The sequence below is a fragment of the Microbacterium sp. 22215 genome (genome assembly GCF_052045655.1).
Lineage (GTDB): Bacteria > Actinomycetota > Actinomycetes > Actinomycetales > Microbacteriaceae > Microbacterium > Microbacterium phyllosphaerae.
In genome coordinates, this window is record NZ_JBQEPC010000003.1 from 92,570 (window position 1) to 107,358 (window position 14,789).

General features: G+C 69.5%; 14 protein-coding genes. 9 read left to right on the forward strand and 5 right to left on the reverse strand.

Annotated features, from left to right (window positions below):
• Nucleotides 1-13 precede the first annotated feature (13 nt).
• The gene (locus ACTJKH_RS06435) at nt 14-2,137 is read right to left on the reverse strand and encodes a RecQ family ATP-dependent DNA helicase (protein ID WP_440736226.1); all 2,124 of its coding nucleotides are present in this window, start codon (nt 2,135-2,137) and stop codon (nt 14-16) included.
• 94 nt (nt 2,138-2,231) lie between these two features.
• On the opposite strand from ACTJKH_RS06435, the gene ACTJKH_RS06440 reads away from it, so the two are divergent.
• The 8 genes from ACTJKH_RS06440 (at nt 2,232) to ACTJKH_RS06475 (ending at nt 8,925) form a co-directional block, all read left to right on the forward strand.
• A complete protein-coding gene (locus ACTJKH_RS06440) occupies nt 2,232-2,651 on the forward strand; it encodes a pilus assembly protein CpaE (RefSeq protein WP_440736227.1) in 420 nt (139 codons plus the stop codon).
• An 84-nt stretch (nt 2,652-2,735) separates the two neighbouring features.
• Complete coding sequence (paaA, locus tag ACTJKH_RS06445; RefSeq protein WP_440736228.1) at nt 2,736-3,731, forward strand: 1,2-phenylacetyl-CoA epoxidase subunit PaaA; 996 nt, start codon at nt 2,736-2,738, stop codon at nt 3,729-3,731.
• Nucleotides 3,731-4,036, forward strand: coding sequence for a 1,2-phenylacetyl-CoA epoxidase subunit PaaB (gene paaB / locus ACTJKH_RS06450; RefSeq protein WP_056308954.1), 306 nt, complete (start codon nt 3,731-3,733; stop codon nt 4,034-4,036). The genes paaA and paaB overlap by 1 nt, the downstream gene beginning before the upstream one ends.
• Nucleotides 4,033-4,863, forward strand: a complete 831-nt coding sequence (paaC, locus tag ACTJKH_RS06455) for a 1,2-phenylacetyl-CoA epoxidase subunit PaaC (protein WP_440736229.1) — start codon at nt 4,033-4,035, stop codon at nt 4,861-4,863. Before paaB ends, paaC begins: the two co-directional genes overlap by 4 nt.
• The gene (paaD, locus tag ACTJKH_RS06460) at nt 4,857-5,363 is read left to right on the forward strand and encodes a 1,2-phenylacetyl-CoA epoxidase subunit PaaD (RefSeq protein WP_440736230.1); all 507 of its coding nucleotides are present in this window, start codon (nt 4,857-4,859) and stop codon (nt 5,361-5,363) included. Before paaC ends, paaD begins: the two co-directional genes overlap by 7 nt.
• Nucleotides 5,363-6,541 carry a 1,2-phenylacetyl-CoA epoxidase subunit PaaE gene (gene paaE, locus ACTJKH_RS06465; RefSeq protein ID WP_440736231.1) on the forward strand — a complete coding sequence of 393 codons (1,179 nt, stop codon included), beginning with the start codon at nt 5,363-5,365 and terminating at the stop codon, nt 6,539-6,541. The genes paaD and paaE overlap by 1 nt, the downstream gene beginning before the upstream one ends.
• Nucleotides 6,542-6,551: 10 nt before the next feature.
• Nucleotides 6,552-7,322 (forward strand): enoyl-CoA hydratase/isomerase family protein, encoded by a 771-nt coding sequence (locus ACTJKH_RS06470; protein ID WP_440736232.1) that lies wholly within the window; start codon nt 6,552-6,554, stop codon nt 7,320-7,322.
• Between the two features lie 79 nt (nt 7,323-7,401).
• Nucleotides 7,402-8,925 (forward strand): ATP-dependent DNA ligase, encoded by a 1,524-nt coding sequence (locus tag ACTJKH_RS06475; protein WP_440736233.1) that lies wholly within the window; start codon nt 7,402-7,404, stop codon nt 8,923-8,925.
• Between the two features lie 7 nt (nt 8,926-8,932).
• Here the strand turns inward: ACTJKH_RS06475 and ACTJKH_RS06480 are convergent, their stop codons facing one another.
• Genes ACTJKH_RS06480 through ACTJKH_RS06495 form a run of 4 tightly spaced genes read right to left on the reverse strand, consistent with a single transcriptional unit; the run spans nt 8,933 to nt 12,931 of the window.
• Complete coding sequence (locus ACTJKH_RS06480) at nt 8,933-9,442, reverse strand: phosphoribosyltransferase (protein WP_210097298.1); 510 nt, start codon at nt 9,440-9,442, stop codon at nt 8,933-8,935.
• Between the two features lie 47 nt (nt 9,443-9,489).
• On the reverse strand, nt 9,490-10,335 hold the full coding sequence (locus tag ACTJKH_RS06485) for a transglutaminase family protein (RefSeq protein WP_440736234.1): 846 nt from the start codon (nt 10,333-10,335) through the stop codon (nt 9,490-9,492).
• Complete coding sequence (locus tag ACTJKH_RS06490) at nt 10,332-11,258, reverse strand: alpha-E domain-containing protein (RefSeq protein ID WP_210097296.1); 927 nt, start codon at nt 11,256-11,258, stop codon at nt 10,332-10,334. The genes ACTJKH_RS06485 and ACTJKH_RS06490 overlap by 4 nt, the downstream gene beginning before the upstream one ends.
• Entirely contained in the window at nt 11,252-12,931 is a 1,680-nt protein-coding gene (locus ACTJKH_RS06495) for a circularly permuted type 2 ATP-grasp protein (RefSeq protein ID WP_440736235.1), read from the reverse strand. Before ACTJKH_RS06495 ends, ACTJKH_RS06490 begins: the two co-directional genes overlap by 7 nt.
• 204 nt (nt 12,932-13,135) lie before the next feature.
• Between ACTJKH_RS06495 and ACTJKH_RS06500 the strand changes: the two genes are divergently transcribed.
• Nucleotides 13,136-14,785 carry a thiamine pyrophosphate-binding protein gene (locus ACTJKH_RS06500; RefSeq protein ID WP_440736236.1) on the forward strand — a complete coding sequence of 550 codons (1,650 nt, stop codon included), beginning with the start codon at nt 13,136-13,138 and terminating at the stop codon, nt 14,783-14,785.
• The last annotated feature ends 4 nt before the right edge of the window (nt 14,786-14,789 follow it).

The window sequence follows — 14,789 nt, forward strand, 5'->3', positions numbered from 1 at the left end:
GAGAGCGTCGTCGTCAGCCGCGGAGCGCGAGCACGAACGGAAGCACCTCGGTGGCACCGGCCTGACGGAGCGTGCGTGCAGCGACGGTGAGGGTCCACCGGCTGTCGACCAGGTCGTCGACGAGGAGCACCGGGCCCTCGGGAATGTCGAGGCCCTGCGCGCTGAACCTGTCCCACAGACCGGCGAGACGGAAGACGCTGTTGCCGCCGGGCTGCCCCGTCGGTCCGCCGTTCACGAGATCGAGGGCGCCGAGGTACGGCAGTCGCCCGATCTCGGAGATCCCGCGGGCGAGAGAGTCGACCAGCAGCGGATGCGACCGCGACGGCATGGCGACCACCGCGACGGGGCGCTCCGTCCACCCCCAGCCGGCGAGGACGCGCACACAACCCCCGAGCACCTGCGGGGTCACCGCGGCGTCGGGCGCCCCCGCGGCGAAAAGCTCGCGCAGGGTGCCTCCCCAGCCGAGATCGGTCAGTCGGGCGAGAGCGCGCCCCTCTCCGGCCTGCTCACTCGCCGGGATGCGCCCCTTGACCGGGACGTCGAGCTTGTCAGCCCCTGTCGGCCAGGCGCGCCGCGGTTCGACGGGGACCCCGACGCGATCGAGCGACTGCGCGGCCTGCGTGGTGGCTGACTCGCCGATCTCGCTCGGGAACCAGATGCCCGCGCAGTTGTCGCACCGGCCGCAAGGGGCGGCGGTGTCGTCGTCGAGTGAGCGCTGGAGGAACTCCATGCGACATCCGTCGGTCTGCTCGTAGTCGATCATGTGCTGCTGCTCGGCGCGGCGCTCGGCGGCGATGCGCTCGTAGCGCTCGGCGTCGTACGACCATGGCTGTCCGGTCGCGACCCACCCGCCCTGCACCCGACGCACCGCGCCGTCGACGTCGAGCACCTTGAGAAGAAGTTCGAGAGGTGTGCGCCGGATGTCGACCATCGCCTCGAGCGCCGGTGTCGAGATCGGCTGGTCCCCGAGCGCCCCGATCACGCGTTCGGCCCGCTCGCGGTCGGGCATCGACGCGGTCGCGAAATAGTGCCAGATGTCGCGGTCTTCGACGCCCGGCAGCAGGAGCACATCCGCGCTCTCGCTCGCTCGACCGGCACGGCCGACCTGCTGGTAGTAGGCCACCGGCGAGGACGGCGCGCCGAGATGCAACACGAATCCGAGGTCAGGTTTGTCGAAGCCCATGCCGAGTGCGCTCGTGGCGACGAGCGCCTTGACCTCGTTGCGCTTCAGCATCCCTTCGGATTCGGTGCGCTCGTCGGTGTCTGTCTGCCCGGTGTAGGCACGCACCTCATGACCGTGATCGCGCAGCAGTCGCGCCGTGTCGACCGCGGCGGCGACGGTGAGCGTGTAGATGATGCCGGAGCCTGGGAGGTCGTCGATGTGGCTCAGCAACCACGCCAACCGGCTCGCCGAATCACGCAGCCGCAGCACACCGAGTCGCAGCGAGGTGCGCGCGAGCGGGCCTCGGATCGTCAGCACTTCGGGTCGGTCACTCGTGGATTCCGCGCCGCCGGTGCCGAGCTGCTCCGCGACATCCGCCACCACCCTGCTGTTCGCGGTCGCCGTGGTGGCGAGCACCGGGACCTGGGGAGGCATCTGCTCGATGAGGTCGCGCAAGCGCCGGTAGTCGGGTCGGAAGTCGTGACCCCAGTCACTGATGCAGTGCGCCTCATCGACGACCAGCATGCCGATCCGGCGCACGAGAGCGGGCAGCTGCTGCTCGCGGAAAGCGGGGTTGTTGAGTCGCTCGGGAGACACGAGCAGCACATCGACCTCGTCTCGGTCGAGCTGCTCCATCACCTCCGACCACTCGTGCGCGTTGGTCGAGTTGATCGCGACGGCGCGAACCCCCGCACGCTCGGCCGCGGCGATCTGATCGCGCATCAGTGCGAGCAGCGGCGAGACCAGCACCGTGGGGCCGGCCCCCTGCCGCCGCAGCAGCAGCGTCGCGACGAAGTACACGGCCGACTTGCCCCACCCCGTGCGCTGCACGACGAGCGCGCGGCGCCGCCCCTCGACGAGGGCCTCGATCGCCTCATACTGTCCGTCGTGGAAGTCGGCATCGGGACGACCGACCAGCTCGCGGAGCGCCGAGAGCGCAGCAGTGCGGGTGTCGACAGCGGCGGGGGAAGTCATGTCTCCACTGTGCCTCATGCCACCGACAGCCTGGTCCCGTTCATCCACAGCCGGATCCGCGCCCGCCCTCGACGACGTCGTCTACCGTGGAGAGATGATCACCCGAGAACTGGCCGTATCCCTGCGCGACGCCGGTCTCGCGTGGCACCCGGCCGAGGGCGATCGGTTCCAGCTCGACCTTCCCGACGAGGTCGAACTCGAGGCCGAGGCCGACGTCTTCACGGTCAGCGAGATGACGATCGAGGCCCGTCAGACACCCAGCGGCACGGATCTGGCGTTCAACGGCACGACCGAGTGGGCGCTCGATGCCGTGACCCTCGCCGATGCGGTCTGGCTCCCTCGGGAAGACCAGCTGCGCGAGCTGCTGCGGGGAACCTTCCGCACCCTGACCCGGGTCTCCGATGCGTTCGTCGTCGAGGTGGAGATCGCCGGCGAGACACTGCGGTTCGAGCATCCGGATCCCTCCGAGGCCTACGGTCGAGCGCTTCTCGACCTCGTCTCGCGCTCGCGCTGAGCGCCCCGCCTTGCGCGCCGACGACCTCCGTGTCAGAATTACCTAACGACCGGTCAGTAAAGAGGATCGGACACTGAGGAGTCGATGATGACCAGCCCCGCAGATCTCTCCCTCGTCGACGGCGAGCCCTCCGACGATCAGCTCTCCGACGACGAGCGCCTGTTCGATGAGCTCATCGCGAACGAGCAGCGCATCGAGCCGCGCGACTGGATGCCCGACGCATACCGCAAGACGCTGATCCGTCAGATCTCGCAGCACGCGCACTCCGAGATCATCGGCATGCAGCCGGAGGGCAACTGGATCACCCGGGCGCCGAGCCTCAAGCGCAAGGCGATCCTGATGGCGAAGGTGCAGGACGAGGCCGGTCACGGGCTCTACCTCTACTCCGCGGCGCAGACCCTCGGGATCACGCGCGACGAGATGATGGATCAGCTCATCAGCGGCAAGGCGAAGTACTCGTCGATCTTCAACTACCCCACCCCCACCTGGGCCGACATGGGCGCGATCGGATGGCTCGTCGACGGCGCCGCGATCTGCAACCAGGTGCCGCTGTGCCGTGCGTCCTACGGCCCCTACGGACGCGCGATGGTGCGCGTCTGCAAAGAGGAGTCGTTCCACCAGCGCCAGGGTTTCGAGATCCTGCTCTCTCTGATGCAGGGAACCGACGAGCAGAAGCAGATGGCACAGGATGCCGTGAACCGCTGGTACTGGCCGAGCCTGGCGATGTTCGGGCCGCCGGATGACCAGTCCCCCAACTCCGCCCAGTCGATGAAGTGGAAGATCAAGCGCTTCACCAACGACGAGCTTCGCCAGCGCTTCGTCGGGATGCTCGTGCCGCAGGCCGAGATCCTCGGCGTCACGCTCCCCGACCCCGATCTGCGATTCGACGACGAGACCGGGCAGTACGTGATCGGCGAGATCGACTGGGACGAGTTCTTCGAGGTGCTGCGCGGCAACGGCCCGTGCAACGCCGAACGTCTCGAGCGCCGCCGCACGGCGCACGAGGAGGGCGCGTGGGTACGCGAGGCGGCCGCCGAATATGCCCGCAAGCAGGCACTGAAGACGAAGGCGGTGGCGTGATGGCGACGCCGGGAGCCGACGAACGCGAACCCTGGCCCCTCTGGGAGGTCTTCGTCCGCGCGAACCGCGGTCTGAGCCACGTCCATGTCGGGTCCCTGCACGCCCCGGATGCCGACATGGCCATCCGCAACGCCCGCGACCTCTACACGCGCCGGGGCGAGGGCGTGTCGATCTGGGCCGTTCCGGCGGATGCGATCACCACCAGCGACCCCGACGCGAAGGGCGCCTACTTCGAGAGCCCCGCCGGCAAGAACTACCGGCATGCCGTGTACTACACGGCGTCCGAAGGGGTGCCGCACCTGTGAACGACATCCATGCAGACCTGCACGGGGACGTCTCGGTCGATGAGCTGCGGCTGAGCGAGGAGCTCACCGGAACCGGCGCCGCCGCGGCATCCGCCGACATCGCCGAGTACGCGCTGTGGCTCGGCGACGACGCACTGATCCTCTCTCAGCAGCTCGGCGAATGGATCGCCCGTGCACCGGAGCTCGAAGAGGACGTCGCGCTCGGCAACATCGCCCTCGATCTGCTCGGCCACGCCCGCTCGTTCCTGCACTTCGCGGGGTCCTACGACGGACGCTCCGAAGACGACCTCGCCTACTTCCGCGACGAGCCGGAGTTCCGCAGCGCCTGGATCGTCGAGCAGCCCAACGGTGACTTCGCGCAGACCATCGCGCGTCAGTTCGTCGTGTCGGCCTACATGTTCGAGCTCTACTCTGCCCTGCGGGCGAGCACGGACGAGACGTTCGCCGCGATCGCGGAGAAGTCCCTCAAAGAGGTCGACTACCACCGCGACCACGCAGTGCAGTGGGTGCTTCGCCTCGCCGGCGGCACCGACGAATCGAGGCGGCGGCTCATCCGTGCGCTCGGCGATGTCTGGCCCTACGTCGACGAACTCTTCCGCGACGAGCCGCTCATCGATCGCCTCGGCGATGCGGCTGTGCGGCCGTCGACTCTGCGCGCCGGTTTCGATGCGGTCGTCGACACCGTCTTCACCGAGGCGGAGCTCGAGACGCCCACCGTCGCGGCATCGTCCGCCGGCGGCCGACGAGGAGCGCACGCGACACCCCTCGGCCACCTGCTCGCGGAGATGCAGGTGCTCGCCAGGCGGCATCCGGGAGCATCATGGTGACCGACATCCTGCACCACGACACCGAGGCCGCCGCCTGGAGGATCGCCGCAGCCGTGGCAGACCCCGAGGTGCCGGTGCTCACGATCGAAGACCTCGGCGTGCTCCGCGCGGTCGCCGTCGACGGCGAGACCGTGCGAGTCGACATCACCCCGACATACAGCGGATGCCCGGCGATGGACACTATTCGCGACGACGTCATCCTGGCGCTCACCGCAGCCGGATACGCACAGGTCGAGGTCCGTCTCGTGCTCTCCCCCGCCTGGACGACGGACTGGATGTCGGATGCCGGCAAGCAGAAGCTGTCGCAGTACGGCATCGCCCCGCCGACCGGACGGTCGGCGATCTCCTCCGGCCCGATCCGCCTGGCGATCAGCGTGCGCTGCCCGCGGTGCGGCTCGCTCGACACCCGCGAGGTCTCACGCTTCGGATCCACCTCGTGCAAGGCGCTCTTCGAATGCCGCGCCTGCCTCGAGCCCTTCGACCACTTCAAGGTGCACTGATGTCGCTGTTCGCTGTGTCCCGCCCCGCGCCGGCGGCCACTCCGCGCTCCGCCGCGCCGGCCACGAAGAAGCGCGCGCGCTTCCACACCTTGGCCGTCGAAGAGGTGCGGCCGCTCACCGACGACTCGGTCGAGGTGACCTTCACCGTCCCGGCCGCGCTGGCCGATGACTACGACCACCAGCCCGGACAGTACGTGGCGCTGCGCACGACGCTCGAAGGCACCGAGGTGCGCCGGTCGTACTCGCTGTGCCGCGCGCCCGAGCATCGCACGGACGAGCAGATCGCCGCCGGGATGCCGACCCGCCTCAGCGTCGCCGTGAAGCGCGACGAGGGCGGCCTGTTCTCCACCTGGGCGCAGACGGGCCTGCACCCGGGCTTCGAGATCGACGTGATGAGCCCGCAGGGCACGTTCACCTCGGGCCTCGACGACCTCGACCATCGCCACGTCGTCGGCATCGCCGCGGGCTCCGGCATCACGCCGCTCATGGCCCTCGGGCAGACCGTGCTGACGCGCTCAGACACCTCCCGTTTCACGCTCCTCTACACGAACCGCTCGACGCTCGACGTGATGTTCCTCGAGGACCTCGCCGACCTGAAGGACCGCTATCCGACGCGCCTGACTCTGCACCACGTGCTCTCACGCGAGCAGCGCACGGCCCCGGTGCTGTCCGGACGCATCGATGAAGAGAAGCTGCGGACCATCCTGGGGATGCTCATCGACCCGACAGACGTCGACGAGTGGTTCCTGTGCGGACCGCTCTCGCTCGTCGACCTGTGCCGCGAGGTGCTCGCCGACGTGGGAGTGCCGCGGGAGCACATCCGTTTCGAGCTCTTCACGACCGGCGATGAGCCGGTGCGCGCGGCACGCCCCGTCGAGGTGCGGGCAGGCGAGAAGACGATCCGGATCGAGGTGAACCTCGACGGCGTCTCGTCGACCGTCGAGAGTCCGGTCGACGCCCACGAGTCGGTGCTGAACGCCGCACTGCGGGTGCGCCCCGATGCCCCGTTCGCCTGCGCGGGCGGCGTCTGCGGCACGTGCCGCGCACGAGTCCTCGAGGGCAGCGTGACCATGACCGAGAACTACGCGCTCGAGCCCGACGAGCTCGAACGCGGCTACGTGCTGACCTGCCAGTCCCACCCGACGAGCGACCGCGTCGTCGTCGACTACGACGTCTGAGGAGCATCCGATGATCGATGTCACGATCGAGGACGACGTCGCGACGGTCGTTCTGAACGCACCGGCGAAGCTGAACTCGCTCGACGAGCAGGCGCTGCGCGATCTCGGGCGAGCCTACGACGAAGCCGATGCCGCGGGGGTGCGGGCGCTCGTGCTCCGCGGCGAGGGCCGGGCGTTCTGCGCCGGCCGTGACATCTCGGCGGTGGACCCGCGCGACGATGACGTGATCGGCTATCTCGGTGGCCTCGTCACTCCCCTGCTGCAGAGGATGTCGCGCTTTCCCGCGCCGACCTTCGCTGTCGCGCACGGCGCCTGCCTGGGCGTCGGACTCGGCCTCCTGATCGCCACCGACGTCGTCTACGTCGCGGAGTCGGCGAAGATCGGCTCGCCGTTCGCCGCGCTCGGGGCCACCCTCGACTCCGGAGGCCATGCGCTCTTCGTCGAGCGGCTCGGAGCGCACAAGACGCTCGACCTCATCTACACGGGTCGGCTGATGAGCGGCGCCGAGGCGGTGGCGTCGGGACTGTTCTCGCGGGTTCTCCCCGACGACGAGGCGCTGCAGACGACGACGGATGCCGCGGCGACCGCCGCTCGAGGGGCCACGGCGGCGTTCCTCGCGAGCAAGCAGCTGGTCGCGAGGATCCGCGACGAGCGGCTCGCTCTGTGGGACTCGATCGAGGTCGAGAACGCCGCGCAGGCCGCACTCTGCGACACCGACGACTACCGCGAGGGCTTCGCGGCCTTCCAGGAGAAGCGGAAGCCGGAGTTCCGCGGGCGCTGAGTCCTCGCTGTTCTACTGCGACGGAGAGGGCGAAGGCAAGGGCTTCGCCGATGTCGGATGCCGATGCCAGACTGCATCCATGTTGCTCTCGGAGCTCGTCTCCACCGCCGAAGAGGTCACCGCCACCTCATCCCGTCTCGCCAAGATCGACGCGGTCTCGCGGCTGCTCGCACGAGCGGAGGCCGATGACGTGCCCGCCCTCGTCGGCCTGCTGCTCGCGACACCGCGTCAGGGCCGCCTGGGGGTGGGCTGGCGCGGGATCACCGCCCTCGACGTGCGGCACGCCGAGGGGTCGTCACTGTCGATCAGTGACGTCGATGCGGCCTTCGAGTCACTGGCCGGCTCATCGGGATCAGGGTCTGCAGCGGCCCGGACCGATCTGCTCTCCGCTCTCGCGGAGCGTGCCACCGCCGAGGAGTGGGACTTCCTGTCGCGCGCGATGCTCGGAGAACTGCGCACGGGCGCACTCGGCGGTGTCCTGCTCGACGCGATCGCCCGCGCCTCCGATCGCCCTGCGGCATCCGTGCGCCGTGCCGCGATGCTGTCCGGTGACCTGGGCGACACCGCCGTCCTCGCCCTCACCGGCACCGAGGCCGAGCTCGACGCGGTCGGCCTCGTGGTCGGGCGCCCGGTGCTGCCGATGCTCGCCTCGACCGCGGCCACCCCGACCGCTGCGCTCGAGATCACAGGCCGCGCCTCGGTCGAGTACAAGCTCGACGGAGCGCGCATCCAGGTGCACCGCAGCGGCGACGCCGTGAGCGTCTACACCCGCAGCCTCGCCGACATCACGCACCGTGTGCCCGAGATCGTCGAGATCGTGCGAGGTCTCCCCGCGCACGACCTGATCCTCGACGGCGAGACGCTCTCGCTCGATGAGGACGGCGGCCCCCGCCCGTTCCAGGAGACCATGTCGCGGTTCGGAGCCGACGTCTCGCGCGACCTCGTGCTGCGCCCCTGGTTCTTCGACGTGCTGCATGTCGACGGTCGCGACCTGCTCGACGACCCCCTCTCCACCCGCCTGACCGAGCTGGAGAGGGTGGTGGGCGAATGGCGCATGCCGGGCATCGTGACAGACGATCCCGCGGCCGCCGAGCAGCTCTCCCGAGATGCTCTGGCAGCCGGGCACGAGGGAGTGCTCGTCAAGGGCGTCGACGCCCCCTACTCGGCGGGACGCCGCGGCAAGTCCTGGGTGAAGGTCAAACCCGTGCTGACGTACGACCTCGTCGTGCTCGCCGCCGAATGGGGTTCGGGGCGTCGCCAGGGGTGGCTGTCGAACCTCCATCTCGGCGCGCTCGATCCCGACGGAGAGTTCGGCGAGCCGGGCGGATTCGTGATGGTCGGCAAGACCTTCAAGGGACTCACCGACGATCTGCTGCGCTGGCAGACCGAGAATTTTCCTCCGCTCGAGACGCGGCGCACCCAGAGCACGGTGTTCCTGCGCCCCGAGTTCGTGGTCGAGATCGCCATCGACGGCGTCCAGCGATCGCCCCGCTATCCCGGTGGCATCGCGCTGCGCTTCGCTCGCGTGAAGGGCTACCGACCCGACAAGACGCCGTCAGGCGCCGACACGATCCAGACGCTGCGCGCGCTGCTGCGAGGATGAGACGAGCTCAGGCGCTCGGCGCGAGCCCGAGGTCCTCTTCGCGGACGGTGCCCTGGAACGACCACGGGAAGTTGATCCAGAGATCCGTGTCCTTCCACGCGTAGTCGGGCTGGATGATCGTCGACGGCTTGGTGTAGATGGTGACCGAGCGCACATCGGCACCCTTGTCCTTCAGCAGCTGCACGGCCAGGGCGAGGGTGCGCCCCGAATCGGCGACGTCGTCGACGAGCAGCACGCGCCGCCCGTCGAGGTAGGCCATGTCGAGCTCGGGCGGCAGAACCTCGGGCGCATCGAGCACCGTCCCGATGCCCGTGTAGAACTCGACATTGATCGCGCCGCAGTTCTTCGCACCGAGGCCGTATGCGATCGCGCCGGCCGGCAGGAGTCCACCGCGGGCGATCGCCACGACGACCTCGGGCATGAAGCCGCTGTCGAGGATGCTGCGCGCGAGGTCTCGCGTCGCGGATCCGAAGCCGTCCCAGGTGAGCGTCTCGCGCTCGATCGAAGCATCCGTCATCGTCTCATTCTTCCCCAACGCGGAGCACTACCGGACCAGGGACCTGTTCACCCCAGGCGGGTGATCTCGACCGAGACGAAGAGCTCGGATGCACTCGGACCCGCGTACACGCCGCGGAGCGGAGCGACGTCGGCGTAGTCGCGACCGTGCCCCACGTAGACGTGCGACTCGCCCACCTCGACCAGGTTGGTCGGATCGTAGCCGCGCCATTCACCGGAGTACCACTCCACCCAGGCGTGCGACTCCCCCGTCACGGACTGTCCGATCGCCGCAGTCGGATCGGGGTGCAGATAGCCCGAGACGTACCGTGCGGGGATGCCTGCCGCCCGGAGCACCCCGAGCGCGACGTGCGCGATGTCCTGGCAGACGCCCGATCGCGTCGGCCAGGCGTCACGAGCCGTGGAGCTCACCCCGGTCACGCCGCTGCGGTACTCCATCGCCTCCCCCACGGTCTTGCAGATCTCGAACGCGGTCTCGTCGACCCCACCGCCCTCGGCCTCAATCCGCAGAGCGAGGTCGCGCATCTCCTCATCCGGGTCGGTGGCCGGTGTCTGCGTCACGCATTCGGCCAGGGTCAGCGACTGCGGGATGCGCGCGGCGAGCTCGTCCCAGTCGATCCCGGCGACAGCGTGGGGTGACGGTCGGACATCGACCACGCTGGTCGCCGTGACGGAGAGCTCCTGATGCCGAGTGAGCACCTCGAACGTCGAGACGCGCGTGTCCCAGTAGTCCGCATACGAGTGCTGCGTCGCGGTCGGCGAGATGTCGAGCGTCGCCTGCAGCACGAACTGGCCGTCGCGGGAGTGGGGCAGCATCCGCGCCTCGTTGTACGACGCCGTCGCCGGCTGCTCGTAGCGGAATCCCGTGCGGTGCACGATCCGAAGCCGGCTCACAGCGCCTCTCCGATCCACACCGGCATCGCGATCGAGGGGAAGTACCGCTCCCTGATCGCGTCACTCGCCATCGACATCCCCACCTGAACCTCCTCCATGCTCTCGGACAGACGATGCACGGTGTCGCCGATCGGCCGGTACTCGAGCTCCGACCTCATACGACCGAGCACCCGGTGCGCGCGGTCCGGGGTTCCGAACGCACCGGCCGGATCTATCCCGCGCAGGCACTCCTCGGCCTGCAGGATGCTCGAGAGCACCGACCGCGGGAACAGCCGATCGACGAGCAGGAACTCCACTGCGGAGGCCGCGGTCGGTACGGCACGGTGACTGCGCAGATGGGCCTCGTACGCGCCGCAGCTGCGCAGCAGCGTCGTCCAGCTCGGGCCACCGGCCTCCGTGAGCGACCGCGTGGCCAGGAGTCGGGCGGTCATATCGGCGCGCTCGATAGACCGGCCGAGCACGAAGAAGTGCCACGCCTCATCCCTGCTCGTCGACGAGTCCACGACCCCGAAGGCCAGCGCCGACCGGTCGCGCACCCATCGGAAGAACGGGTGCGTCTTATCGGAGGCGATCCGCCGCGGCATCCGTGCGTTCGACTCGTTGAGCGTCTCCCAGAGATCCGTCGAGATGATCTCGCGCGCGCGGCGCGCGTTCTCCCTCGCGGAGGCGATCGAGTGGGCGATCGACGCGGAGTGGTCGCGGTCGAGCGCGAGCAGGCGCACCACGTCGTCACGGCTCAGCACCGCGTCATCGTCGGCGGTCGTGCCCATCACCGAAAGCAGCGCACGGCAGGCGGTGTCCTCCTCGACCCACGGATCCTCGAGCAGCAGCTGCAGATGCACGTCGAGGATGCGCGCGGTGCCGTCCGCGCGCTCGACGTATCGCCCGATCCAGAACAGCGCCTCCGCGATGCGACTCAGCACGTCGCACCTCCCTGTTGCTGCTGCTGTTGCTGTTGCTGGTGGTGACGCTGCTCGAGGTCCTCGTCCTGCGGAGACGAGAGGAACGGCTGGTGCGGTTCCTCCCGAGGCGGCGCCACGATCGCGATCGCCCCGGTGGCGAGCGACACCTCGTCGGCGGCGGGGTCGGCCTCGCCCGTCACGGTCGTCGTAGGCCCGGTGAACAGAGACGGGTCGAGCACCCAGGTGTCCTTCGACCCACCGCCCTGGCTCGAGTTCACGACCAACTGCCCCTCGGGCAGCGCGACTCTCGTGAGCCCGCCGGGGAGCACCCAGATGTCCTGCCCGTCGTTGACCGCGAACGGCCGCAGGTCGACGTGCCGCGGGCGGAACCCGTCCTCGACGAGCGTGGGGATCGTCGACAGCTGCACGACCGGCTGCGCGATCCATCCGCGCGGATCCGCGAGCAGGGTCTTGCGGAGCGCCTCCAGTGTCTCTCGCGATGCGTCGGGCCCGACGACCAGGCCCTTGCCGCCCGAGCCGTCGACCGGCTTCACGACGAGTTCATCGAGCCGATCCAGCACCTCCTCGAGAGCATCCGGCTCCTCGAGCCGCCAGGTGTCGACGTTCGGAAGCACCGGCTCCTCCCCCAGGTAGTAGCGGATCAGGTCGGGCACGTAGGTGTAGACGAGCTTGTCGTCGGCGACGCCGTTGCCGACGGCGTTCGCGAGGGTCACGTTGCCGAGACGGGCGGCGAGCATCAGCCCCGGCGCCCCGAGCACGGAGTCCGGCCGGAACTGCTGGGGGTCGAGGAACTCATCGTCGACCCGTCGATAGATCACATCGACGCGGGTGGGGCCTGCCGTGGTGTGCATCCACACGCGACCGCCGGAGCAGAACAGGTCGCGCCCCTCGACCAGCTCGATGCCCATCATGCGGGCCAGCAGCGTGTGCTCGTAGTACGCCGAGTTGTGCACACCGGGCGTCAGCACCACGACCGTCGGATCATCGACGCCCGCGGGCGCGGCCGCGCGCAGCGCCTGCAGGAGGTGCCCGGGATAGTCGACGACCGGTCGCACCCGCAGACTCGTGAACAGCTCGGGGAGCGTCTGTGCCATCACCCGTCGATTCGCGAGCACGTAGCTGACGCCGCTCGGTACGCGCACGTTGTCTTCGAGCACCCGCCACGCTCCCGCCTCATCGCGAATGACGTCGATGCCCGCGACGTGGATGCGGACTCCGTTCGCTCCCACGATCCCCGCGGCCTGCCGGTGGAAGTGCGACGACGAGCTGATCAGCGAGGCGGGGATCACGCCGTCCTGCACGGCGGTCTGCGGCCCGTAGACGTCGGCGAGGAACGCCTCGAGCGCGCGGACGCGCTGCTTCACGCCGGATTCGACCAGCGTCCAGTCGTCCGCGGCGATGACCCGCGGCACCACGTCGAGAGGGAACGGACGCTCCTCGCCGGCGAAATCGAACGTCACCCCCTGCGCGAGATACGAGCTGGCCAGTGCATCGGTTCGGGCCCGCAGCTCGGCATCGTCCATGCCGGCGAGCGCCGGATACATGTCCTTGTACGGGAGCCTCACGCCGCCTCCGTCGCGCAGGGCGTCCGCGGGGAACATCTCGTCCCACGGAGCAGCCCCTGCCCGCTCGGGTGATCGACGCGAGGTGTATCCGTTGAACAGCGACTCCATGACCGCATGTTTCCCTGCCACCGTTTCGGCGGTGTTACGCGCACGAGACGGAGCCGCGACAGCGACCACGGCTGTAGGATCGACTCGTCCGGCGCACTCTGGTGCCGGTGCCTGAAAAAGAGGCACGAAGCACTCCACGATGACGCGGGGGCGAGACACATACGGAATCGCACGTTCTCCGTCCCTGTCTCGAAAGGCTTCCCCATGCCCACCGTCTCCGCGCACGTCGCCCTCACGCTCGCCCAGCACATCGACGCCGTCTTCGGCGTGATGGGCAACGGCAACGCCTACTTCCTCGATGCCATCGAGACGCAGACGGATGCGGTCTTCACCGCCGTCCGCCACGAACAGGGTGCGGTCGTGGCCGCCGACGCGCACTTCCGTGCGTCCGGACGCATCGCCGCAGGAACCTCGACCTACGGCGCAGGGTTCACCAATACGCTCACGGCACTCGCCGAGGCCGTGCAGGCACATGTGCCGCTCGTGCTCGTGGTCGGCGACGAGCCGACCTCCGGTCCTCGCCCGTGGGACGTCGATCAGATCGCGCTCGCCTCTGCCGTCGGCGCCCGTACGTATACGGTCGGCCGAGCGGATGCCGCCGCGACCACCGTGATCGCGATCGAGCACGCGCTGACCTATCGAGTGCCGGTCGTGCTGGCCATCCCCTACGACGTGGCCGCCCTCGAGGCGGGCGCTGTGCCCGAGGCACCGGCGCCCCGGCTCCCCGCGCCGCTCGCCCCTCGCGGCGAGTTCGCCGAGGGCACGCTGGGTGAGATTGCCGCAGCGCTGGCCGGGGCATCCCGCCCGTTCCTCCTCGCCGGCCGTGGCGCCTGGCTGGCCGGTGCCGGTGAGGCACTGGGCGAGCTCGCCCGCCTGACCGGTGCCCTCACCGCATCGTCCGCACTCGGTCGCGGGGTGTTCCCCGAGTCGCAGTACGACCTCGGAGTGACCGGGGGCTTCGGTGCCGACGGATCCATGGAGCTGGTCCGCACCGCCGACGTCGCGGTCGTCTTCGGCGCATCCCTCAACCAGTTCACGATGCGATTCGGCGAGCTGTTCGCGCCGGGCACCCGCGTGTTCCAGATCGACATCGCTCCGGCGGCCACGCACCCCCACGTCGGCGGCTTCGTCAGAGCGGATGCCCGTCTCGCCGCAGAGGAGCTCGTCACCCGGGTCGGCTCCGCCTCGCCGTCGGCGCCGTGGCGCGAGACCGTCGACGTCGCCGCCGCTCGCACGTACGACGAGGGCGACGACCTCGCCGCCGACGGACGCCTCGACCCCCGATCCGCCGCACGCCGCATCGCAGAACTCCTTCCGAGCGACCGCGTCGTCGTCTCCGACGGCGGGCACTTCATCGGCTGGGCGAACATGTATTGGCCGGTCGCGGCCCCCGACCGGATGATGATGGTCGGCACCGCGTTCCAGTCGATCGGACAGGGCTGGCCGAGTGTCGTCGGCGCGGCCCTCGCCCGCCGAGAGTCGACCGTCGTGCTGACGTCGGGCGACGGCGGCGGCCTGATGGCGATCGCCGACCTCGAGTCCGCCGTGCGCGCCGCCCAGGGCCGCGGCATCGCGGTGATCTGGAACGACGCGGCCTACGGTGCCGAGGTCAACCTCTACGGCCTCAAGGGACTCGCCGAAGGCCCGATGCGCATCCCCGAGGTCGACTTCGCCGCGTTCGGCGCCGCTGTCGGTGCCGAGGGCGTCGTCGTGAAGACCCTGGCGGATCTAGACCGACTCGCCGCATGGGCGCAAGAAGATGCCACGACGCGGCGATTCCTGCTGCTCGACCTCCGCATCTCGGGCGACGTCATCGCGCCCTACCAGCAGGAGATCATCCGCGTGAACTCGTGAGGCC